Origin of the sequence: Pandoraea sp. XJJ-1, from assembly GCF_026802345.1 — a bacterium.
GTDB lineage: Bacteria > Pseudomonadota > Gammaproteobacteria > Burkholderiales > Burkholderiaceae > Pandoraea > Pandoraea cepalis.
Genome location: NZ_CP113827.1, coordinates 1,110,347 through 1,131,796 on the forward strand (window position 1 = coordinate 1,110,347; position 21,450 = coordinate 1,131,796).

At 65.7% G+C, this 21,450-nt stretch carries 18 protein-coding genes; 12 read left to right on the forward strand and 6 right to left on the reverse strand.

What is annotated here, in order from left to right; all coding sequences use genetic code 11:
* Positions 1-292: 292 nt before the first annotated feature.
* Positions 293-505, forward strand: coding sequence for a DUF1059 domain-containing protein (locus OYT13_RS05135; RefSeq protein ID WP_026132227.1), 213 nt, complete (start codon positions 293-295; stop codon positions 503-505).
* 22 nt (positions 506-527) lie between these two features.
* Here the strand turns inward: OYT13_RS05135 and edd are convergent, their stop codons facing one another.
* Positions 528-2,375, reverse strand: a complete 1,848-nt coding sequence (gene edd / locus OYT13_RS05140) for a phosphogluconate dehydratase (RefSeq protein ID WP_017235309.1) — start codon at positions 2,373-2,375, stop codon at positions 528-530.
* A 232-nt stretch (positions 2,376-2,607) separates the two neighbouring features.
* Between edd and zwf the strand changes: the two genes are divergently transcribed.
* The 4 genes from zwf (at position 2,608) to OYT13_RS05160 (ending at position 8,235) form a co-directional block, all read left to right on the forward strand.
* The gene (gene zwf, locus OYT13_RS05145; protein WP_268567363.1) at positions 2,608-4,095 is read left to right on the forward strand and encodes a glucose-6-phosphate dehydrogenase; all 1,488 of its coding nucleotides are present in this window, start codon (positions 2,608-2,610) and stop codon (positions 4,093-4,095) included.
* A 64-nt stretch (positions 4,096-4,159) separates the two neighbouring features.
* Complete coding sequence (gene pgl / locus OYT13_RS05150; protein WP_017235311.1) at positions 4,160-4,837, forward strand: 6-phosphogluconolactonase; 678 nt, start codon at positions 4,160-4,162, stop codon at positions 4,835-4,837.
* Complete coding sequence (locus tag OYT13_RS05155; protein ID WP_268567364.1) at positions 4,815-6,713, forward strand: bifunctional transcriptional regulator/glucokinase; 1,899 nt, start codon at positions 4,815-4,817, stop codon at positions 6,711-6,713. Before pgl ends, OYT13_RS05155 begins: the two co-directional genes overlap by 23 nt.
* Positions 6,714-6,735: 22 nt before the next feature.
* Positions 6,736-8,235, forward strand: coding sequence for an AMP nucleosidase (locus OYT13_RS05160; protein WP_017235313.1), 1,500 nt, complete (start codon positions 6,736-6,738; stop codon positions 8,233-8,235).
* Positions 8,236-8,252: 17 nt separating this feature from the next.
* On the opposite strand, the gene OYT13_RS05165 is transcribed toward OYT13_RS05160, so the two are convergent.
* The 3 genes from OYT13_RS05165 to OYT13_RS05175 all read right to left on the reverse strand — a co-directional run bounded on the left by OYT13_RS05165 (position 8,253) and on the right by OYT13_RS05175 (position 12,438).
* Positions 8,253-9,506 (reverse strand): Hsp70 family protein, encoded by a 1,254-nt coding sequence (locus OYT13_RS05165; protein ID WP_017235314.1) that lies wholly within the window; start codon positions 9,504-9,506, stop codon positions 8,253-8,255.
* Positions 9,507-9,606: 100 nt separating this feature from the next.
* On the reverse strand, positions 9,607-10,995 hold the full coding sequence (locus tag OYT13_RS05170) for an MFS transporter (protein ID WP_130025141.1): 1,389 nt from the start codon (positions 10,993-10,995) through the stop codon (positions 9,607-9,609).
* Positions 10,996-11,208: 213 nt separating this feature from the next.
* The gene (locus tag OYT13_RS05175; protein WP_261939128.1) at positions 11,209-12,438 is read right to left on the reverse strand and encodes a cytochrome P450; all 1,230 of its coding nucleotides are present in this window, start codon (positions 12,436-12,438) and stop codon (positions 11,209-11,211) included.
* Between the two features lie 213 nt (positions 12,439-12,651).
* Between OYT13_RS05175 and OYT13_RS05180 the strand changes: the two genes are divergently transcribed.
* Complete coding sequence (locus OYT13_RS05180; RefSeq protein ID WP_261939784.1) at positions 12,652-13,284, forward strand: ArsR/SmtB family transcription factor; 633 nt, start codon at positions 12,652-12,654, stop codon at positions 13,282-13,284.
* 31 nt (positions 13,285-13,315) lie between these two features.
* Here the strand turns inward: OYT13_RS05180 and OYT13_RS05185 are convergent, their stop codons facing one another.
* Together OYT13_RS05185 and OYT13_RS05190 are read right to left on the reverse strand one after the other, a co-directional pair.
* The gene (locus OYT13_RS05185) at positions 13,316-14,161 is read right to left on the reverse strand and encodes an IclR family transcriptional regulator (protein ID WP_261939127.1); all 846 of its coding nucleotides are present in this window, start codon (positions 14,159-14,161) and stop codon (positions 13,316-13,318) included.
* Between the two features lie 82 nt (positions 14,162-14,243).
* On the reverse strand, positions 14,244-15,401 hold the full coding sequence (locus tag OYT13_RS05190) for an FAD-dependent monooxygenase (protein ID WP_017235319.1): 1,158 nt from the start codon (positions 15,399-15,401) through the stop codon (positions 14,244-14,246).
* A 492-nt stretch (positions 15,402-15,893) separates the two neighbouring features.
* Between OYT13_RS05190 and OYT13_RS05195 the strand changes: the two genes are divergently transcribed.
* The 6 genes from OYT13_RS05195 (at position 15,894) to OYT13_RS05220 (ending at position 21,393) form a co-directional block, all read left to right on the forward strand.
* Positions 15,894-16,970, forward strand: a complete 1,077-nt coding sequence (locus OYT13_RS05195; protein ID WP_174975102.1) for a porin — start codon at positions 15,894-15,896, stop codon at positions 16,968-16,970.
* A 313-nt stretch (positions 16,971-17,283) separates the two neighbouring features.
* A complete protein-coding gene (locus OYT13_RS05200) occupies positions 17,284-18,153 on the forward strand; it encodes an ABC transporter ATP-binding protein (RefSeq protein ID WP_017235321.1) in 870 nt (289 codons plus the stop codon).
* Between the two features lie 39 nt (positions 18,154-18,192).
* Positions 18,193-18,975: an ABC transporter permease gene (locus OYT13_RS05205; RefSeq protein WP_017235322.1), complete on the forward strand. Its 783-nt coding sequence runs from the start codon at positions 18,193-18,195 to the stop codon at positions 18,973-18,975.
* 18 nt (positions 18,976-18,993) lie between these two features.
* Positions 18,994-19,785: an SDR family oxidoreductase gene (locus OYT13_RS05210; RefSeq protein ID WP_268567365.1), complete on the forward strand. Its 792-nt coding sequence runs from the start codon at positions 18,994-18,996 to the stop codon at positions 19,783-19,785.
* Between the two features lie 40 nt (positions 19,786-19,825).
* Complete coding sequence (locus OYT13_RS05215; RefSeq protein WP_017235324.1) at positions 19,826-20,383, forward strand: cupin domain-containing protein; 558 nt, start codon at positions 19,826-19,828, stop codon at positions 20,381-20,383.
* A gap of 101 nt (positions 20,384-20,484) precedes the next feature.
* Positions 20,485-21,393, forward strand: a complete 909-nt coding sequence (locus OYT13_RS05220) for an alpha/beta fold hydrolase (RefSeq protein WP_268567366.1) — start codon at positions 20,485-20,487, stop codon at positions 21,391-21,393.
* The last annotated feature ends 57 nt before the right edge of the window (positions 21,394-21,450 follow it).

Here is a 21,450-nt window from a genome sequence, read left to right on the forward strand (position 1 = left end):
GTCGATTGACGACAGGGGTGACGACGGAGCCAGTCTAGGGATGCATGAATAAAAAAGGCGTCAAGATTTCTTGACGCCGTCCCGACGCGGCGGCAGCCCCACGGTCATGGCGGGCTTCGGCCGACCGCATGAATCCCATCGTCGTGTGACCTGACAATCGCCACCCGCAACCTATACTTTCAGAATGATTTTGTTTGCCATCCGCAGAAGGTGAAATCGCGCCCCGCAGGCGTCGCGTGGTATACGGCGCGGTCATCCAGCCAAGACGACGCTCTCGTGTGAGGAGACCATCATGACCCGCAAATTCATCGATTGCCGGGAATTCCCGAGCGCAATGAACTGTTCCGTAGCGCTATCCGCAGATTCCGAAAACGAACTGATGGAAGCGGCCGTGCAACACGCCATCACGGTTCACGGACATACCGATTCCGCCGAGCTGCGTTCGCAACTGCGTACGCTATTTCACGACGGGACACCGCCGATCGACGCACCACGTCACGCGTAATCGCACATCGTTCGCCGGACAGTCACGAGTGCTTCGGATACTCCGAGTCGTCGAACAGCACGCACGCGCCATGCGGTGCGGCGCCGACGTTGCGCCGGAATAGGCGGAATACGTTACGCCACGGGTCGAACGGCCGTTGCGGTTCCGGGGCCGGAGCACGCGCGGCGAGCGTGGCGTCGTCGACTTCGCAGTGCAGCAGGTTCTTCTCGCAATCGATCGTGATGATGTCGCCATCCTGCACGCGCGCGAGCATGCCGCCTTGCTCCGCCTCCGGCGACAGGTGAATGGCGGCGGGCACCTTGCCCGACGCACCGGACATTCGCCCGTCAGTCACGAGCGCCACATGATGGCCTTCGTCCTGCAGGAGGCCGAGCATCGGCATGAGCTTGTGCAACTCCGGCATGCCGTTGGCCTGCGGGCCCTGGAAACGCACCACGACGATGACATCGCGCGTCAGTTCTCCCGCCTTGAACGCCGCTTGCGCGCTCTCCTGATCAGAGAACACGCGTGCCGGAGCGCGAACCGTCTGATGTTCCGGCTTGACGGCGGATGACTTGATGACCGCGCGCCCCAGGTTGCCCGCGAGCATGCGCAAGCCGCCTTCGCGCGCAAACGGGCGCGATGCCGGGCGCACGATGCCCTCGTCGAGACTGTTGTTGGGGGCGTCCTGCCAGGAGAGCACGTCGTCGTGCAGCACGGCTTCCTGCGTGTATGGGCGTAGACCGTGCCCCATGACGGTGGTCACGTCATCGTGCAGGAATCCGGCGTCGAGCAACTCGCGAATCAGGAAGTTCAGGCCACCCGCCGCATGGAACTGGTTCACATCCGCCTTGCCGTTCGGATAGACGTGAGCGAGCAGCGGTGTGACGTCCGACAGCTCGGCGAAGTCCTGCCAGTCCAGCAGAATGCCGCCCGCATGCGCCATCGCCACCAGATGCAGCGTGTGGTTGGTCGAGCCGCCCGTGGACAGCAGGCCGACGACGCCGTTGATGAACGCTCGCTCATCGAGGATATGCGACGTGTTGATACCGGTCTTCGCCAGCGCCACGGCGCGCGCCGTGGCCGCCTGCGTGAGCGCATGACGCAGCGGCGTATGCGGATTGACGAATGACGCGCCGGGCAAGTGCAGCCCCATGAATTCCATGAGCATCTGATTGCTGTTGGCGGTACCGTAGAACGTGCAGGTGCCTTCGGTGTGATACGCGGCGAGTTCGGAGTCGAGCAGCGCCGCGCGCGTGACGCGGCCCGCAGCATACTCCTGCCGGATGCGCGACTTCTCGTCGTTGGGCAGCCCGGAGGGCATCGGGCCCGCCGGGGTGAAAACGGCGGGCAGATGGCCGAACGCCTGGGCGGCGATGACCAGCCCCGGCACGATCTTGTCACACACGCCGAGGAACATGGCGGCGTCGAACATCTGGTGCGAGAGCGCCACGACCGAGGCCATCGCGATCACATCGCGCGAGAACAGCGAGAGTTCCATGCCGGCATAACCCTGCGTGACGCCATCGCACATTGCGGGCACGCCACCGGCCACCTGTGCGCTGGCACCATGCGCCCGTGCTGCGGACTTGATGACGTCGGGGAACTCAACGAACGGGGCGTGCGCCGACAACATGTCGTTGTAGGCCGTGACGATGCCGATATTCGGCGTGCGCTCGGTGCGGATCTTGATGCGGTCGTCGGCGGGGGCGGCGGCCAGCGCGTGCGCGAGATTGGCGCAGCCGATCGACTCGCGACCGGGCTGCCCCTGCGTGGCGCGGGCCACGCCCTCCAGATAGGCCTGACGGCTTGAACGGCTGCGCTCGATCAGTCGCTGGGTCACACGCTCAACCACCGGATGCAGCGGTACATTTTGCGAAGACTGGGTCATGGGGTGTCCGGAACGTTGTAGGTCGCTCGACGTGGGTGATGTAGTCAAAGAACGAAACTTTGTTGATTTAAAGTGTAGTTAAACTACAATGCAGTGTCAAAGTTGCGCTTCTTCGGTGACATTCGGACATTTGCCGTGTCCGGCGGCCCATTCGCCGCTTGCTGGCTCGCCCGTTGGCGCGCCGAGCGGAGCCCGGGAGAAGCGTTCGGCCGCACGGGAGTCCACGCTGTCTATGACCACGCCTTCACCCTATACCTTTGTCTTGTTCGGCGCCACCGGCGATTTGTCACTGCGCAAGGTGCTGCCCGCGCTGTTCCGGGCGTTCCGCACGGGGCAATTGGGCGCCGATGCCGACGCTGGCGCCGGTGCGAGTACCGGCCGCATTTTGGCGATTGCCCGCAAGCCGATGGAGGCCGCCGCGTATCACAAGTGGTGCGAGGAACACGTGCGCGGGCACATCAAGTCCGATGTCTGGGACGAGGGCGCATGGTCGCGGTTTCTCGCCACCATCGACTACATGCCGCTCGATCTCGGGCGTGAAGCCGAATTCGGCGTACTGGCCGAGCGCCTCGCCCAACGGCAGGGCGTGCGCATCTTCTATCTGGCCACCGGCCCGTCGCTGTTCATCCCCATCTGCGAAGGACTGCGCAGCGCCAGGCTCAACGAGAACAGTCGGATCGTGCTGGAAAAGCCGCTCGGGCACGATCTGGCCTCGTCGGAGGCGATCAACGATGCGGTGGGCGCGAGTTTTCGCGAAGACCAGATTTACCGCATCGACCACTACCTCGGGAAAGAGGCGGTACAAAACCTGCTGGCGCTGCGCTTCGGCAACGCGATCTTCGAGCCGTTGTGGCGACGCGAGTTGATCGACAGCATTCAGATTACGATTGCCGAGGAAATCGGCGTCGAAGGGCGCGGCGAGTTCTACGAACAGACCGGCGCGCTGCGCGACATGGTGCAAAACCATCTGCTGCAACTGCTCGCCATCGTCGCGATGGAGCCGCCGCTGTCGATGGACGCCGACGCCGTGCGCGACGAGAAGCTGCGTGTGTTGCGCTCGCTGCGTCAGCTCGACGACGACACGGTCGCGCGCAACGTGGTGCGGGGCCAATACGGCGGTGGCGCGATCGGCAAGTCGGCGGTGCCGGCCTATGTCGACGAGCCGGGCGTGCCGCCGTCCAGCCAGACGGAGACGTTCGTGGCCCTCAAGGCCGAGATCGACAACTGGCGCTGGGCCGGCGTGCCGTTCTACCTGCGCACGGGCAAGCGGCTGGGCGAGCGCGTGGCGGAGATCGTTGTCAACTACCGCGCAACGCCCTATCCGTTGCTCGGTGAAGCCACGGCGCAGGCCGGCGCCAATCGTCTCGTCATCCGTTTGCAACCGAACGAATCGATCCGCCTCTACTGTCTTGCGAAGCAGCCGGGCGACGGCATGACCCTGCAAACCGTTCACCTCGACCTGGCGTTCGACCAGTTCTTCAAGGGACACCGGATGGATGCGTACGAGCGCCTGCTGCTCGATGTCATCAACGGGCGTCTCGCGCTCTTTGTCCGTCGAGACGAGCAAGAGGCGGCCTGGCGCTGGGTCGCGCCGATCCAGGCGTACTGGTCGCGTCAGCACAAAGGGCCAAAGCGTTACGCCGCCGGCACCTGGGGGCCGCCCGCCGCAAGCGCGCTGCTGGCACAGTCCGGTACGAGCTGGGTCGAAGAAGACAACTGAGGCGGATCGCCGGGCGAGGCCCGGCGCGTCGGTCCGACGTCATGTCAACCGGAGGCAAACACCCATGATCCACTGGCGCACCTTCCCCACCCGGCAGACACAGGCGCTGGCGCTCGCCAACGCCGTCGTTGCACGGCTCGACGAAGCCTTGACGATTCGTCCGCGCGCGTTGCTGGCTGTATCGGGCGGCACGAGTCCGAAGGCATTTCTCTTGCAACTGGCCCGGCTTCCCGTGGCGTGGCGCGACATTGACATCACGCTCGTGGACGATCGCTGGCTGCCGCCCACGCACGCCGAGAGCAATGCCCGGCTGGTGGCCGAGACACTGCTGCCCGGTGCGACGGGTGCGCACTGGTTGCCGCTGGTGGACACCGCGACGTCCGCCGCGCTGCAGGTGAGAACGCTCAACGACACGTGGAGGCACGGCGTGCCGCAAGTGGCCGTGCTCGGCATGGGCGAGGACGGCCATACGGCGTCGCTCTTCGCCGACGCGGCGCAATGGCACGACGCCATCGCCACACACGACAAATTCGTGCTTGTGCAGCCGCAGCACGCGCCGCACCTGCGCGTGTCGTGGTCGCTCGCCGCGCTCGCGTCCTGCGAGCGCCTCTTGCTGCAAATTCAAGGCCCGGCCAAACGCGCCGTCTTCGAAGCGGCGCAGGCCGAGGTGCAGGACAACGCCATCTCCCGGCTGATCCACTGTGAAGGAGTGAACATCGATGTCTTCTGGAGTGAGGAATAATCCTCCGCACGTAAGCGGTCCGCGACTGCTGGCCGACATCGGCGGTACTAACGCCCGGTTCGCGCTGGAAGTCGCACCCGGCGATCTCGTCGAGATCCGCGACTATGCTTGCGACGATTTCTCCGGCGTTCCCGAAGTCATCCGTGCGTATCTTGACGAGGCCGATCACGCTGAGCCGGTGCGGCATGCCGCGATCGCGATTGCGAATCCGATTGCCGGTGACGAGGTGCGCATGACGAATCGCGACTGGCACTTCTCGATTGAAGCGACACGTCGTGCGCTGCGCTTCGAGACGCTGCTGGTCGTCAACGATTTCACCGCACTGGCGATGGCGCTGCCTTACCTGTCCGAGGCACAGCGGCGTCAGGTGGGCGGCGGCGAACCGCAGCCGGGCGGTGTGATCGGCTTGCTCGGTCCGGGCACCGGCGTTGGGGTGTCCGGCTTGATTCCGGCGGCAGACCGCTGGATCGCGCTCGGCAGCGAAGGCGGGCACACGACGTTCGCGCCGGCGGACGAGCGCGAAATCGAGGTGCTGCGCTACGCATGGAAGCAGTTCCCGCACGTGTCGTTCGAGCGTCTGGTAGCCGGTCCCGGCATGGCGCTCGTCTATCAAGCCTTGGCGGCGCGAGACGGCCGCTCGGCGCCATCGCTGGAGACCCCCGCCATCGTAAAGCTCGCCCAGGCGGGCGATGCGCTCGCGCGTGAGACCGTCGATTGCTTTTGCGCGATGCTGGGCACGCTCGCGGGCAATGTCGCGGTGTCGCTGGGCGCGGTGGGCGGCGTGTACTTGGGGGGCGGCGTGATTCCGAAGCTCGGCACGTTGTTCGAGGACTCACCGTTTCGTCAGCGCTTCGAGGCAAAGGGGCGATTCGAGGCGTATCTGAAGGCGATTCCGACTTACGTCATTACGGCCGATCATCCGGCGTTCCTGGGCACGTCCGCCATCCTTGCCGAACAGCTCGGCACGCATGCGGCGGGCGCGGGCGCGCTGATCGACCGTCTGCATCGGTTGCGCGACCGGTTGAGCCCGGCCGAGCAGCGCGTGGCCGAACTCGCGCTCAAGCAACCGCGTGCGCTGCTCGCGGAGCCGGTGTCGGAAATCGCGCGTCTGGCGCGGGTGAGCCAGCCCACGGTCATTCGCTTTTGCCGCAAGCTCGGCTGTCAGGGACTGTCGGACTTCAAACTCAAACTCGCGAGTGCGCTGACCGGCACGCTGCCGGTGCGTCATGGACAGGTGCACGTGGGCGACTCGGCGGCGGAATTCAGCGCCAAGGTGCTCGACAACACCGTGTCGTCGATTCTGCAGATGCGCGAGCATCTCGACGCGCGCACGCTCGAGGCGGCCGTCACCTTGCTCGATGGTGCCCGCCGCATCGAGTTCTACGGGCTGGGCAACTCCGGCGTGATCGCGCAGGACGCGCACTACAAGTTCTTCCGCTTCGGCATGCCGACCATCGCGTACGGCGACCCGTATCTGTTGCAGGCGTCGGCAGCGCTGTTGGGAGACGGCGATGTGGTGGTCGCCATTTCCGCGTCGGGCCGCTCGGCGGATCTGAACCGCGCGGTCGACATCGCCGTGGCGCGCGGCGCGAAAGTGATCGCGCTCACGGCGCGCAACTCGCCGCTGGCGCGCAAGGCGACGCTCGTGCTGCCCAACGATCACGTCGAGACGATGGGCGCTCACGTGACGATGATCGCGAGAATTCTGCACCTCGCGGCGATCGACGTGCTCGCCGTGGGCGTGGCGATTCGGCGCGCCGGGCCAGGGGCGGAGACGGCCGGCGAGGGCGCGCTCGATTGGCTTGGCCACGGCAGCGGACGGGACGCGGAGACGCCTGCCGGTCGTGTCACAATGGGCGCATACTCCCCCTCATGATTAAGACAGAAGAGGTTTGCGCATGTCCGAACAAGAACCGGTCCATGCCACCCGATCGATCGCGGATCCGGTGGAAGCCGTCGCCTACCTGAAGACGATTTACGATGCCAACACGGCGTACCTCCGCGCCGCTTTCGACCGCTTCGCCACGCAGAAGGAGGCGGCGCGGCGCGTGAGTGCGCACTATCCGTTCATTCGCATCACCACCGAAGACATTACCCAACTGGACAAGCGTCTGTCCTATGGCTTTGTGTCGGGGCCGGGCAGCTATCAGACGACGGTCACGCGACCGGATCTGTTCGAAAACTACTACGTCGAGCAGCTTCGCCGTCTGGCGCACAATCACGGCGTGGCCTTCGAAGTGGGCGTCTCCGACGAGCCGATCCCTGTGCACTTCGCCTATCAGGACGGCGTGTACCTCGAAGGCGATCTCGATCAGACACACCTGCGCGCCATGCGCACCGCGTTCGACGTGCCCGATCTGGCAACGATGGACGACAGCATCGTGAACGGCACGCGCGATCCCATGCCCGGCGAGATCTTGCCGCTCGCTCTGTTCACGGCGCCGCGCGTGGATTATTCGCTGCATCGCCTGCGCCATTACACAGCGACCTCGCCCGAAAATTTTCAGAACTACGTGCTCTTCACGAACTACCAGTTCTATATCGACGAGTTCGTCGAACTGGGACGCGAGCTGATGAGCGCGACCGACGATCCGGCCTTGCGCGAATACCGCAGTCAGTACACGGCGTTCGTCGAACCGGGCAACGTCACGCACTGGAACCAGAACATTGCCGCGCTCGACGCGCGGGGCACGCCGCCGCCGCGCCTGCCGCAGATGCCGGCATATCACCTCGTGCGCCCGGACAACACGGGCATCACGATGGTCAATATCGGCGTGGGGCCTTCCAACGCGAAGACCATCACCGATCACATCGCCGTGCTGCGCCCGCATGCCTGGGTCATGCTGGGTCACTGCGCAGGGCTGCGCAACTCGCAGCGCTTGGGCGACTACTGCCTGGCGCACGGGTACGTGCGTGAGGATCACGTGCTCGACGACGATCTGCCGCTATGGGTGCCGGTGCCGCCGCTGGCCGAGGTGCAGGTCGCGCTCGAGCGTGCCGTGGCCGACGTCACGCAACTCGACGACTTCGAACTTAAGCGCGTGATGCGCACGGGCACGGTCGTCACGGTCGACAATCGCAACTGGGAATTGCGCGATCACCGCGAGCCGGTGCAGCGCATGAGTCAAAGCCGGGCGATTGCACTCGACATGGAGAGTGCGACGATTGCGGCGAACGGCTTCCGTTTCCGGGTGCCGTATGGCACCTTGCTCTGCGTGAGCGACAAGCCGCTGCACGGGGAGCTGAAGTTGCCCGGCATGGCGGACCGGTTCTATCGCGAGCGCGTCGACCAGCATCTGAAGATCGGCGTGAAGGCGATGGAGCTGCTGCGCAATAACGGTCTGGATCGTCTGCACAGTCGCAAGCTGCGCAGTTTCAACGAAGTCGCGTTTCAGTAACGGACGCCGGCGACCGCTCAGGAAAACACGCGCCTGGCGTGAATGCCCAGACCCAGCGCCACGCTGGCGAGACGGTCGCCGAATACCGGTGTTGCTTTCGGAAAGGCCGCGCACATGGCACCGGAAAGGCTGCGCAGCCCCGTGGAGCCGCCGGTGAAGTAGAGCGCATCGACATCTTCGGCGCGCAGTCCGGCCAGCGCCGCCGTATGCACGGCGCCTGCCGTGATGCTCGCGATTTCGTCGCTGACCGCTTCCACCAGGCCCGCTTCCGAGAACGCGACCGCGAGATCGCGTTCGATCACCGACAGATCGATGCGCGTCTCGCCGCCTGAGGCGACGTTGATCTTCGCGTCTTCGGCATGACCGACGAGCGCGTGTCCAAGGCGTTGCTCGACCGTGCGCATCAGGCGCCGGTGATGGGCAGGGTCGGCGTACAGATGCGCCGTGAGCGCCAGTTCGCCAACGCGCTTCGGCGTGTAGACCGTGTTGATCAGATGCCAGGTTGCCAGATCGAAATAGATCCGGTTCGGTACTTCCTTGCCGTCGGGACCGAGCGCCTTGTAACCGAGTTCGCGCAAGATCGTGGCCAACTCGATGCGGCGGTCGAAGTCCGTGCCGGCGATATGCACGCCGTGGTGGGCGAGCACGTCGTCCTTGCGATCGAGATGGCGTGCCCGTTCCGGTCCGACACGCACCAGCGAGAAGTCCGAGGTGCCGCCGCCAATATCGATGACGAGCACCTGCTGTTCATCGCTCAGACGCGATTCGTAATCGAACGCGGCTGCAATCGGCTCGAACTGGAAATGCACGTCATGGAACCCGACGTCGCGCGCGCTTTGTTCGAGCGAGCGTTGCGCGGCTGCGTCGGCGCGCGGATCGTCGTCGACGAAAAACACGGGGCGACCCATGACCACATGACGCAGGTCGCCGCCGCTCGCCTTCAGCGCGTGCGTGCGCAGATGGCGCAGGAACGTGGCGATGATGTCGATATAACGCATCGCCGACCCGTTACCGAGGTCGGTCGTGCTTTCGATCAGGGAGGAGCCGAGCAGGCTTTTGAGCGAGCGCATTAGGCGCCCGTCGTAACCATCGACGTAATCGGCGACGGCTTGACGGCCAAACGACACGCGGCCACCTTCATCGGCGTTGAAGAATACGGCGGTCGGCAGCGTGCCGTAGCCGGCTTCCAGCTCGACCAGACGCATGGCGGCGCCGTCTTGCACGGCGACGGCAGAATTCGAAGTGCCGAAATCGATGGCGCAGAAGCTCATGGCATTTGCGGCCCGCACAGGCGAGCCGTAAAAGGTCGGCAGTGTAGCACGGCCGGACGGTCGGCCGGATGGAGGCGCTCGGGCGAGCGCTGCACGACGCTCATCCGCGTGCCGAATTCGCGTCGGGCTGGGCCGCGGGCAGCGTACGCAGGCTGCTCACCACGGCCGCGACTGCAGCGAACGCCGCCGCGACATAGAGCGAGGCGCGCGTGCCGAAGCCCGACGGGGCGACGCTGAAGATGAGGGCCACGAGCGCCGCACCCGTCGTCTGCCCGGTCAGGCGCGCAGTGCCCAGCATGCCACTTGCGCCGCCGCTGCGATGGGCGGGCGCGGCCATGAGCATCGCGTAGTTGTTGGGCGACTGGAACAGTCCGAAGCCGAAGCCGCACAGGGCCATGCGCCAGACGATGTCGGCCGATTGCGGGTGCGCGGGCAGCAGGCCGAGCGCGAGCAGGCCGAGGGCGAACGCCGCCAGACCAATCGCACCGAGCAGACCGGGCTTGTAATACTCCAGCAGGCGCCCGGCCAGCGGCGCGACGACAACGATGGTGAGCGGCCAGGCCGTCATCAGCAAGCCGGTCTGCACACGATCAAAGCCCAGCGAATCCTGCAGGAAGAAGGGCAGCGCGACATACGCGAGCATTTGCGCGCAGAACGACGCCATCGACGTGCAGATCGACAGCCCGAAAATCGGAATGCGCAGCAGGTCCAGCGGCAACAGCGGCACCGGCTGGGTGCGTTGGCGTCGCACGAAGACCGTGCCGATGACGATCGCTGCGGCGACTTCGAGCGCCACCAGCCAACGCGCCTGACCATGCCCGAAGGCGTCGATGCCGGAGATGAGCAAGCCGAAGGTGAGCGCACTTAACAGCGCCCCAGTCCAGTCGAAGGGGTGCGAGGCGCGGGCCGTGTCGGGCAGCGAGCGCACGGCGATGACAAAGGCGACGACGCCGAGCGGCACGTTGATGGCAAAGAGCCACGGCCAGTGCGCGATGGACAGCACGCCGGCGGCAATCGTCGGGCCCGCAGCGGATGAGATGGCAACGATGAGCGCGTTGAGCGAGACGCCGCGCCCGAGCCAGCGCGACGGGTAGATGGCTTTCACCAGCGCGGTGTTCACACTCATGATGCCTGCCGCCCCGAAGCCCTGCACCACGCGTGCGAGCGTGAGCGTGACGAGCGAATCCGAGAGCGCGCAGCCAAGCGAGGCGACGGTGAACAGCGCGAGCCCGACGGTATAGACGCGGCGGTAACTCACAATCTCGCCGAGTGCGGCGAGCGGCAGCAGCGAGATGGTGATGGCGAGCTGATAAGCGTTGACGATCCAGATCGACGTGGCGGGACTGGCGTTGAGGTCGCGCGCGATCGTGGGGAGCGCGACGTTGGCAATCGCCCCATCGAGCACCGCGAGCGAGATCGCGAGCATGACGGTCGCAACGGCCCATACCCGGGCGGGCATGGGCATACCGTCGGTGTGTGTGTCGGACATGTGGGCAGCGGAAGACGGGACGGGCGCGCACCGGGACGCCACAGCGGGCGGTGCGCACAACGAAAGCGTCATCCTGCCCGAAATTCCTGGACCACGCGGGGCCCTGGCGCAGAGCCTTATGTTTACAAGGGTTTCATTTGTTCCATTGTGTTTCGTTGAATGGAACCAAGGTTCCGTTGATTAAAACGCGTTCATCGACAGCAGTCATTTGCCTCAAGCCGCCGTGGCGCCATCGTGGAAACGCGCGATCCGGATGTTGCCGAGCGGGTGATACGTCGAGCTGGTCGCGATGGCGGCGAGCTCGGCATCGCTGTCGAGTATCGTCTGGACCCCGATGGCGGCGATCGTGCTGGCCGGCGAGCGTCCCGGGCAGGTGTGGGCGCCGTGCCCGAAGGTCCAGGCCACGTCGTCCGGTGCGGCGCCGGCGGGCGCGGCGGCAAGCACCACCAGGATGGCATCGCCGCGTGCGAGCGTTCGTTCATGGATGATGGCGGGCGCGTGCAGGAATCGACGGGTGTTTTGCACGGGGGGATCCTGACGGATCACCTCGCCGATGGCGGTGATGGCGACGGCAAGGTTGGCCGTTAGCGATTGAGCACCGTTGACGGCGGGCACAGCGCCGGGCGACGCCTGCTGCGCGAGCCGGCGCAGGCTGTTGGCCACGAGTCCGGCGCAGGCGTCATGCGTTTGCGTAAAGAGGCCCACGACATTGGCCGTGAGCGCCCCGTAGTCGACGGCCTCGTCGCGTGCCGCGCTTCGGGCCGTGTCGCGCAACCAAGTTCCTGGGGCGGCGTCGTTGTCGAGCCAGCGCATGGCACGATGGCGAAGCGTCGTGGTGGCGCTGTGTCCGCGTGCGAGCCTCTCGGCGCGCGGAGACGACTGGGTGGACTCGGCCATCGCCGCGACCAGCGTGCGGACGTCGTCGTACACGTCGACCCACTGTGAGGGAGGAACGCCCAGCCACGCCGCGAGGGCATAGATCGGCTGACGGAAGACAAAGTCGTCGAGGCGCGCGCAGGGTGTCTCCCCTTGGGCGAGATAGGCGTCTGCACAGGCGGCCTGGCTGGCGTTGCGCAGCCGGTCGAGGGTGGCGCCGTCGGCATGCAGCGTGGCGAGTCGAGCCTTGAGCCAGGGCTTCATTGCCGCATGCGCGGCGCCGTCGTTCATCCTGACGAGTGTGCCGAACCAGTCGCCGGCGGCGCCATTGGCCAATGCCGCGGGGACGGTCGCGCCAGCCGGCCGAACACCGCACGCCGGATGACGCAGCACGGCGGCCATGGCTTGCGGGCTGGCGGCGACCCACATACCGAGCGAGGCATCGAAATCGAACGGGCGTCGCGCGGCGAGCGACTGGTAGTACGGATACGGGTTGGGGTGCACGACGGCGGCCAACGCACTGGCGGGCGGCGGCACGGTGAGGAGATCGGCGGTGGCGGCAAACATGGCGGGCATCTCGATTTGAGGGGAACGGGACTCATCATGGCGCATCGGCCGACCGGCACGTTTCATCCCATCCTGAAGTGTTGAACGCATCCCCCAGCCTATACTGCCGATGCTGTGCTTCATCATCCTTACAGGAGTCCTGCTGTGGACATCGCAAGAGATCACGCCCCCGGCGTCAGTTCACTCGCCGCGTTGCTCGCCGATGCCGGGCGGATGACCATGCTGTGGGCGTTGATGGACGGTTCAGCCCGTCCGGCGGGGGAGTTGGCGTTGGTGGCCGGGCTGTCGCCGTCCAGTGCGAGCGGCCATCTTGCCCGACTGGTCGACGGCGGCGTGCTGGCGCAAGAAGCACGCGGACGCCATCGTTATTTCCGCATCGCCACGCCCGAGACCGCCGCGGCCATCGAAGCGCTTGCCAGCGCCGTGCTTGCCACGCGCGATCTGCGGCCGCGCTCTGTCCCTGTCAGTCGTTCCACGCCGATACCGCTTCGCCACGCGCGGACCTGTTATGACCATCTCGCTGGGGAAGTTGCGGTCGATCTCTTCGCGCGGATGCATGCGCACCGTTGGCTTCGGATCGACGGTAGCGACGTGGCGCTCACCGATATGGGCGTGGAGGGACTCACGGCCGTTGGCGTCAACCTCGCCACGGCTCGCGCCCATCGACGCCGCTTCGCCTGCACCTGCCCCGACTGGAGCGAGCGCAAGCCGCATCTGGGGGGGGCGTTGGGGGCGGCGCTGCTCAGCACCTGCCTCGACGCCAAGTGGCTCGAACCCACCCGGGCGCCGCGCGCGTTGCGCGTCACGCCGCTCGGGGAACGCAAGCTCGCGGCCATCGCCCTCTGAAGCGAGGCGATGGCGGTGAAGTCGCGAAGGCTCAGCCGCGTTCGGCAGCGGCGAGAAACGCGGGTGCGTCGGCCAGCAGGATGGCGAGATCGGCCGCGCCCGACTTCACCGCTCGCGCGGTGCGCTCGCGCGTCAATGTATCAGTGCCCACCAGCGAGCGCGGACCGGCAACGCTCAGGGCTGCCAACGGTCTGCCGTGAGCGTCCAGCACAGCGGCGGCGCAGGCGTCGATGCCCGCTTCGAAGCCGTCCTGACTCCAGGCGCATCCGGCGTCGCGATCACGTTCGAGCTGGGCGTCGAGCGCAGCATGCGTGCGTGCGCTTTGTGCCGTGGCGGCAGCGAGCGGTTCCGGCCCGAGCAACGCACGGCGGCGCTCGGTGCTCAGATGCGCGAGCAGCGACCGGCCCGGTGCCGTCAAATGTGCCGTGACGCGGCTGCCCGCGCGGATATTGCTGACGAGCGGTAACGCCGGCGTTTCGCACAGCAGATAGCGAACCTGGGCGCCGTCGAGCACGGTGAGATAGCTTGATAGTCCGGTCTCGGTCGTCACGCGCGTAAGTACGCGCCGCGCTGTCGCCAGGTGATCCTCGCCGGCGAGTGCGCTGGCCGCCAGTGTCAGGAAATTCAATCCGAGCCGATGGCCACCCTGCGGCAACGGCTCCAGCACGCCCTCGAATTGGAGCGTCTCGATCAAACGCATGACCGTCACCCGATTCACGCCAATGCGGCGGCCGACGTCGCTGACATTGGCCGTCGACCCGCCGTCCGCCACGAAGCGCAGCAGCTTGAGCGCACGCATGACAGGCGTCACGAGGCCCGCTTGTCCGGTGTCTTGCGCGTCGGTGGTGGACTCAATGTCTTGCGTAGCTTTGTTCATGCGGTCGATTCCAGTCATCGGGGGCATCGGGAGCATCGGTATAGGGCGGCGCAGCGATCGCACTTGCGCCGCCGCAGGTCACTCAGGCCGCGAGCGGGACTTGCCACGCGTCGTACTCGTAGACCCAGTCGGCATTGCCGCCTTCCTTGAGCCACTGGTTGCCGCGCGAGCCGATCTGCACGCGTGCCGTGCGTTCGCGTCGCGATACCTCGTAGCGCGCGAGCGCGGCGGCGAGCGTGGAAAGCTCGGCGCTTGGGCCCACGGCCGCCAAGTGGCGAGACAGTACCACAGCATCTTCGATCGCCATGCCGGCGCCTTGTGCCATGAACGGCATCATCGGATGGCTCGCATCGCCCAGCAGCGACACCCGATCGCGCGACCATTGCGGTAACGGATCGCGCACATACAGCGCCGACTTCAGCACGCTGTCGCACGCGTCGAGCAGGGCGCGCGCTTCGGGGTGATAGTCGGCGTACATCGCGCGCAACTCGTGCACGTCGCCGGGTGCCGTCCACGATTCCAGCGTCCAGCTGTCCTGGGGCGTCGTGGCGAAGACAAAGATGTCGCGGCCGAGATTGAGCGGGAACGTCACGATCTGGCTCGACGGGTTCGGTCCCCACCACTTCGTGAACGCGCCGAGATTCGGCACGCCGTCGAGTTTGTCCGCGGGCACGACCGCGCGATACGCCACCACGCCAGTGAACTCCGGCGATTCCGGCCCGAACAGGCCGGTGCGCACGACCGAGTGGATGCCGTCCGCGCCGATGAGCACATCGACGTCGTCGTGCGTGCCGTCCGCGAACGCCAGTCGAATGGGGCCGGGCTGCGCGTTGCCCGGCGCTTCGAACGATACGAGTTTCTTGCCCAGCGCAATCGACGTCGCGGGCACGGCCTGCTCCAACGCCTGCAACAGGTCGGCGCGATGCATCGTGAGCTGCGGCGCGCCGTATTTCGTCTGCGCCGTGCGGGCCATCTCCAGACGCGAGGTCTCCTCGCCCGAATCCCAGGTGCGGCTGATGCGATGGCTCGGTTGCGCGGCCGATTGGCGCAAGGCGTCGCCGACCCCGAGGCCGTCGAGCGCGCGCACGGCGTTGGGTGTCAGGTTGATGTCCGCGCCGACCCGGGCGAACTGCGCTGCCTGCTCATACACGCGCACACGGAAACCTGCGCGCAGTAAGCCGATGGCGGCGGCCAGACCGCCGATGCCGGCACCGTTGATGCCGATGAGAGGAGCTTGCATGGGAACATCCTTTGACGAAAGTGACGACAAACCAGAAAAATAATAAGTTCAAATATGAACATGATGTTCAAATATTATTGTTTTTGATTCGATCAAAGGCAAGGCATCCTCGGGTAAATCCCGAGGAAACGGACAGGCCCTGACGGGGGGCGAGCCAGGACGCCCGGCAACGCTCGCGGGACGAACGGTGCCGCTCGCTGCGCAGCTGGGGCGGAGATCTTCGTCGCTGTACCGGCGCGTTAGCACGCCAATTTATTCTTATCAATTCGTGAATCTCCGCTGCGGGGCTCATGCGTCACCTGGCCTAAGCTTCGCTCAGTTGGTTTCATAAGTAATCCAACGTTTCATAGGTGGAACGTCGAAAAAGCAAATGCGGGACGAGGCGACTGGCTTGGGTTGCCGCGCATCGCATCCGGCGTCGTCACCGTTCTCGAATCATCGAACGACAGGAGTACACAGATGAAGCGGTTTCCGATGGGGCGGATCCCTGGCATGACGGCGCTGGCGGCGGCAATGCTGCTGGCGGCGGGGGTGCCGGTCGCTGCGCAGGCGCAGAGCAACGTCACGATCTACGGCAGCCTGGATGCCGGCATGGCGTACGTGAACAATCAGGGCGGCAACGCGAACTGGATCGCCCAGCAGGGCGCGACGCAGCCGGATCGCTGGGGCTTTCGCGGGGTCGAGGATCTGGGCGGTGGCAATCGTGCCATCTTCCAGCTGGAAAACGGCTTCTCGACGCTCTCGGGCAACACGGTCAAGGCGGGCGCGATGTTCAACCGCCAGTCGTGGGTTGGCCTGCAGTCGGACAAGATGGGCACGTTGACCATCGGTCACATGACCACGTTCAACTTCGACTGGCTCGGGCCGATGAGCACGGCCTACCTGGGCATGAACTGGTACATGTTCCACCCGGGTAACCTCGACGAGCTGGCGAACACGTCCGTCGTGCAGGTCGACAACTCCGTGCGCTACGTCACGCCGGACTTTGCGGGCTTCAAGGCGGGCAGCATGATCTCGTTCGGCAACAACACGAACTTCGCCAACGGGCGCAAGTGGAGTGTGGCCGCGAACTATACGAACGGCGGCTTCAAGGCGTCGGCAGTCTACTCGAACGAGAACAACCGCACGCCGAACGTTGCCGTGCTCGGCGGCGCGACTTTCCAGGGACAGGCGGTTGGCAGCTATGCGGCGTCGAACGTCGAGAACATGGGCGCCGGCGTGTCGTATGGCTTCGGGCCGTGGCTGCTGCACGCGTTGTACACGCGCGTGAAACTGCAGTCGCCGGGCTTCAGCGACACTTACCAGTCGTTCGACGGCGGTGCCAACTATGCGACGGGCGTGGCCAACACGATCACCTTCGGCGCGGCCACGACTTCGCTGACGGGCAAGCGCTGGACGCAGGTCAGCCTGGGCGACGTCTACGCGTTCTCCAAGCGCACGCAGGTGTATCTGAGCGGTGTGTATCAACACGCGAGCGGCAATGGGGCGGTGACGGCCATCAACACGATCGGCGCGTCGTCGACGGGCAATCAGTTCATCATCCTGTCGGGCGTGCATCACTCGTTCTGACGCCTCGCAACGCCAACGCATTGCGAGACGCCCCTTGTGGTCTCACTTCCCACGCCGGCCGGCCTTTGCCCGCCGGCGTTTTTTTCGTCTCGGCTGTTGTGTTGGCTGTGCAACGCCTGCGGGTGCGGGTTTCCCCTAGTCAAAAAACAATTTTGAACGGGCAAATCCCTCCCTATAATTGATCCATAAGTAAATCAACGTTTCACATATGAAACGTGTCCCGCAAGGGAAGACAGGTGGCAAGCCATGCAGGCGAAACGACGCAGCAGGCTGCCCGAGGCAAGTTGAACATCCAGAAACACGGTGGTTTCCCATGCTCAGGTCGATTCAATTGAAGGACGCGAACGTAGCCGAGGCGAATGCCGAGGCACGTCAGGCGCAGCCGGCGGCGGCACCCCTGCCGTTCGCCATCGAATACCGCGGCGTCACGCGTCGGTTCAAAAATCGCCAGGGCAAGGGCGAGATGACGGCCGTCTCGGACGTCTCCATCGGCATCAAGGCCGGTGAGTTCGTCTCGCTGATCGGCCCGAGCGGCTGCGGCAAGAGCACGCTGCTCAACATGGGCGCCGGTCTCTACGCGCCGAGCGAAGGGCAGGTGACGCTCGCGGGCAAGCCGGTGCGCGGCCCGTCGCAGCAAGTCGCGTTCATGTTGCAGAAAGACCTGCTCATGCCGTGGCGCTCGATTCAGAAGAACGTCGAGCTGGGCATGCAGATCCGTGGGCGCAGCAAGGCCGAGCGGGCGGAAGTGGCCAAGGCGCTGCTCGCGCGTTGCCACCTGAAGGGCTTCGAGAACCACTACCCGCACCAGCTCTCGGGCGGCATGCGTCAGCGCGCGGCGCTGGCCCGCACGCTGGCCGTCGAGCCGGACGTTCTGCTCATGGACGAGCCGTTCTCGGCGCTCGATGCGCAGACCAAGATGGTGCTCCAGCAGGATCTCGCGCAGATGCTCGCCGACGAGGGCAAGACCGCGCTGATGATCACCCACGACCTCGCCGAAGCCATTGCGCTCTCGGATCGCGTGTTCGTGATGAGTGAGCGCCCGGGCACGATCATCGAGGAGATCACGATCGATCTGCCGCATCGCGACAACCCGATCGAGCGCCGCAAGCAGGCGGGCATGAACGAATACGTGGCCCATCTGATGGAACTGCTCAAGGTGGGTCGCGACGACCACCTTGGTTGATCCTCGTCCCCGACACTGCAAGACACTGGAATCCTCGCTATGAAATCCCTTTCCAAAACGCAACTGACCGTTGGCAGCTTCGTGTTGCTGCTGATCTTCGCGGCCATCTGGCAATGGGGCCCGACGGCGTTCGGCGTACCCGAGTTCGTGCTGCCCAAGCTGTCGTCGACCGTGATCGAAGGCGCCCGCATGTTCCAGGTCGAGAACCTGTGGCTACACATCGGCGTGACGGCCATCGAAGTGATCGCGGGCTTCGTGATCGGCTCGGCGCTGGGCGTGGTGATCGGCGTGGTCCTCGGTTTGTCGCCGTCGACCGAAGCCATGCTTTCACCGTACATCCTCGCGCTGCAGATTGCGCCGAAGGTCGCGTTTGCGCCGCTGTTCGTCATGTGGATGGGCTACACGATCTACCCGAAGATTCTCGTGGCTGTACTGATCGTCTTCTTCCCCGTGATGATCAATGTGCTCGGCGCCGTGCGCGCCGTCGACCCGGACATGGTCAATCTGGTGCGCGCCCTGTGCGGCCGCCGCTGGCAGATCTTCCGCTTCGTTGAATTCCCGTCGGCCATGCAGGCGCTCTTCGCGGGCTTGCGCATCGCGTCGACGCTGGCCGTGATCGGCGTGACCGTGGGTGAGCTGGTCGGTGGCGACCGTGGCCTGGGCTATCTGCTGGTGTATGGCGAAGGTCAGGGCAACACCGCGATGGTGTTCGTCTCCATCGCCGGGCTCACCGTCATCGGTATCGCGGCGTACGCCGCCGTGGTCTGGCTGGAACGCCGCGCGTTGCATTACGTGCCGCGTGCCGCCATGAACATCGCCTGAACGACGAGGAATTTCACCGTGAACGAACTGCCCATCCCCCCGCTCGACGCCAACACGCTGGCGCCGCTCGACGGCAAGAAGCTGCTGATCACCGGTGGCGCGCGTGGCCTTGGCGAAGGGTTCGTCCGTGCCGCCGTGACACGCGGCGCGCAAGTGACGATTGCCGATATCGCCTCGCAGGCCGGCGAGGCCCTCGCGGCCGAACTGAGCGGTGTGGGACATGCCGTGTCGTTCGTGCGTGTCGACCTGTCCGATCCGGCCTCGGTGGACGCGGCCGCCAAGGGGGCTGCCGAGCGCATGGGCGGCATCGACGGGCTGGTCAACAACGGCGCGATCACCAACTCGGGCGACAAGCTGGCCGCCGAGCTGAGCATCGAGACGTGGGACGCGGTCATGAACGTCAACGTGCGTGGCACCTGGCTCATGACGATGGCGGCGCTGCCGTTTCTGCGTGCATCGGGGCAGGGGCGCGTCGTGAACATCGCGTCGGATACCGCGCTGTGGGGCGCGCCGCGCCTGCTCGCTTACACCGCCAGCAAGGGCGCCGTCATGGCGATGACACGTTCGCTCGCCCGCGAACTCGGCCCGGACGGCATCACCGTCAACGCGATCGCGCCGGGACTCGTCGAGGTGGAAGCCACGGCCTACGTGCCTGCCGAGCGTCATCGTCATTACCTGGAGGGACGTGCGCTGCCGCGCGCCCAGGTGCCCGACGACGTGATCGGCCCCGTGCTGTTCCTGCTCTCCGATGCTTCCCGTTTCGTGACCGGGCAGGTGCTGCCGGTCAACGGCGGCTTCGTGATGCCCTGACGAGCCGTTCTTATTCGCAACGCCTTCAAGGAGTTAGACCATGGCGCAAGCCGACGCTAAAAACACCGCGACGCCACAGGCCGTCGAGAGCTGGACGCAGGCCGAAGGCCAGGCGTTCGGCGACTGGCTGGACACGCGCGTAGCCCGTTTCTCGACGCGCAAGTACGACTGGGACGCGCTGAAGTTCCAGGCCGACTACGACCCGAAGTACCGCCGCGCGCAAATGCGCTACGTCGGCACGGGCGGCACGGGCGTGGCCAAGGACGTCAACACGGTCCCTGCCGGTCACTTCACGTTCTCGACGATGGTAATCCCGGCCGGCAACATCGGCCCGAGCCACATCCATATGGATGTCGAAGAAATTTTCTTCGTGATGCGCGGCAAGATGAAGGTGATCTGCGAGCGCGATGGCGAAACCTGGGAAGCCATTCTCGGTGAGCGCGACCTGATCTCGGTGCCGCCTGGCGTGTATCGAACGGAAATCAACATTGGTGACGAAGACGCGCTCATGTGCGTGATGCTCGGCTCGCAAAAGCCGGTCACGCCGACGTACCCGCCGGATTCGCCGCTCGCGCAGATCAAGCGCGATCTGAAGTAAGCCCGCCGGGGGCCGTTGTCCCGGAAAGTCCGGTGAGGGGCTTGCCCGTCGCAAGCGCCACACCGGCAGGAATTCACAAAGCAAGACGTTCAGTCCAAGCCATGCAAGCCGAAGCCTTTCAGTCCGAAGTACCCGAAGATGCCGCCGTCGCGCCGCTATGCGCGCGTCTGGACGCCTTCCCGTACCGCACCGTCGCCACGCGCGTGGGCACCGTGGGCTATCGCAGCGCTGGAACGCAAGCCGAAGGTGCCATGCCGGTCGTGATGCTGCACGGCATCGGGTCCGGTGCGGCGTCATGGCTCGCGCAATTCGAAGCCACGAACCTGCATGCCGCGCTTTACGCATGGGACGCGCCGGGTTACGGGCAGACGACGAATGTCGCCGACGCCGAGCCGCACGCCGACGCCTATGCCGAAGCGCTCGCGGCGTGGCTCGATGCGCTGGGGCTGACACGCGTCGCGCTCGTCGGTCATTCGCTGGGCGCGATCATGGCAACCCAGTTCGCGAGCCGTGCGCCGCAGCGCGTTAGCGGGCTCTTTCTGTGCTCGCCGGCCGGCGGTTACGGCAAGGCCGATGCGCAGGTGCGTCTGAGCAAGCGCGACGGTCGTCTGGCGATGCTCGACAAGCTCGGCCCGACCGGCATGGCGCGCGAGCGCAGCGACAACCTCGTCGCCCCGAACGCCGCGGCCCTGCCGCGCGCGTGGGTGAAATGGAACATGGCACGCGTGCTGCCCGCGGGCTATCGTCAGGCAACGCATCTGCTCTCGAATGGCGACGTCGCCGGCGCGCTAGCGCAATACGTGGCGGCGAATGCGGGCCCGGTCGCGGTGGCGGTCGGCACACAGGATGCCGTGACGCCCCCGGCGGCTTGCCAGGCGATCGCCGAGGCGGCCGGTGTGCCGCTGCAAATCATCGAAGGCGCTGGGCACGCGTCATATATCGAAACGCCAGACGTTCTGAATGCCGCGCTCGCCGCGTGGCTCGAACGTATCGCGGCAGGAGAACGTTGAGATGGCATCCGTAACGCCCAAGCGCATGACGGCAATGGCCGAGGCGCTCACCGAAGA

Excerpts from the sequence above, each read along its gene's own strand:
- OYT13_RS05190 (WP_017235319.1), bottom strand. The coding sequence starts at position 15,401 with ATGCAAGCTCCTCTCATCGGCATCAACGGTGCCGGCATCGGCGGTCTG.
- OYT13_RS05160 (WP_017235313.1), top strand. The coding sequence starts at position 6,736 with ATGTCCGAACAAGAACCGGTCCATGCCACCCGATCGATCGCGGATCCG.
- pgl (WP_017235311.1), top strand. The coding sequence starts at position 4,160 with ATGATCCACTGGCGCACCTTCCCCACCCGGCAGACACAGGCGCTGGCG.
- OYT13_RS05175 (WP_261939128.1), bottom strand. The coding sequence starts at position 12,438 with ATGTTTGCCGCCACCGCCGATCTCCTCACCGTGCCGCCGCCCGCCAGT.
- zwf (WP_268567363.1), top strand. The coding sequence starts at position 2,608 with ATGACCACGCCTTCACCCTATACCTTTGTCTTGTTCGGCGCCACCGGC.
- OYT13_RS05180 (WP_261939784.1), top strand. The coding sequence starts at position 12,652 with ATGACCATGCTGTGGGCGTTGATGGACGGTTCAGCCCGTCCGGCGGGG.
- edd (WP_017235309.1), bottom strand. The coding sequence starts at position 2,375 with ATGACCCAGTCTTCGCAAAATGTACCGCTGCATCCGGTGGTTGAGCGT.
- OYT13_RS05135 (WP_026132227.1), top strand. The coding sequence starts at position 293 with ATGACCCGCAAATTCATCGATTGCCGGGAATTCCCGAGCGCAATGAAC.
- OYT13_RS05220 (WP_268567366.1), top strand. The coding sequence starts at position 20,485 with ATGCAAGCCGAAGCCTTTCAGTCCGAAGTACCCGAAGATGCCGCCGTC.
- OYT13_RS05155 (WP_268567364.1), top strand. The coding sequence starts at position 4,815 with ATGTCTTCTGGAGTGAGGAATAATCCTCCGCACGTAAGCGGTCCGCGA.
- OYT13_RS05165 (WP_017235314.1), bottom strand. The coding sequence starts at position 9,506 with ATGAGCTTCTGCGCCATCGATTTCGGCACTTCGAATTCTGCCGTCGCC.
- OYT13_RS05205 (WP_017235322.1), top strand. The coding sequence starts at position 18,193 with ATGAAATCCCTTTCCAAAACGCAACTGACCGTTGGCAGCTTCGTGTTG.
- OYT13_RS05185 (WP_261939127.1), bottom strand. The coding sequence starts at position 14,161 with ATGAACAAAGCTACGCAAGACATTGAGTCCACCACCGACGCGCAAGAC.
- OYT13_RS05215 (WP_017235324.1), top strand. The coding sequence starts at position 19,826 with ATGGCGCAAGCCGACGCTAAAAACACCGCGACGCCACAGGCCGTCGAG.
- OYT13_RS05200 (WP_017235321.1), top strand. The coding sequence starts at position 17,284 with ATGCTCAGGTCGATTCAATTGAAGGACGCGAACGTAGCCGAGGCGAAT.
- OYT13_RS05195 (WP_174975102.1), top strand. The coding sequence starts at position 15,894 with ATGACGGCGCTGGCGGCGGCAATGCTGCTGGCGGCGGGGGTGCCGGTC.
- OYT13_RS05170 (WP_130025141.1), bottom strand. The coding sequence starts at position 10,995 with ATGTCCGACACACACACCGACGGTATGCCCATGCCCGCCCGGGTATGG.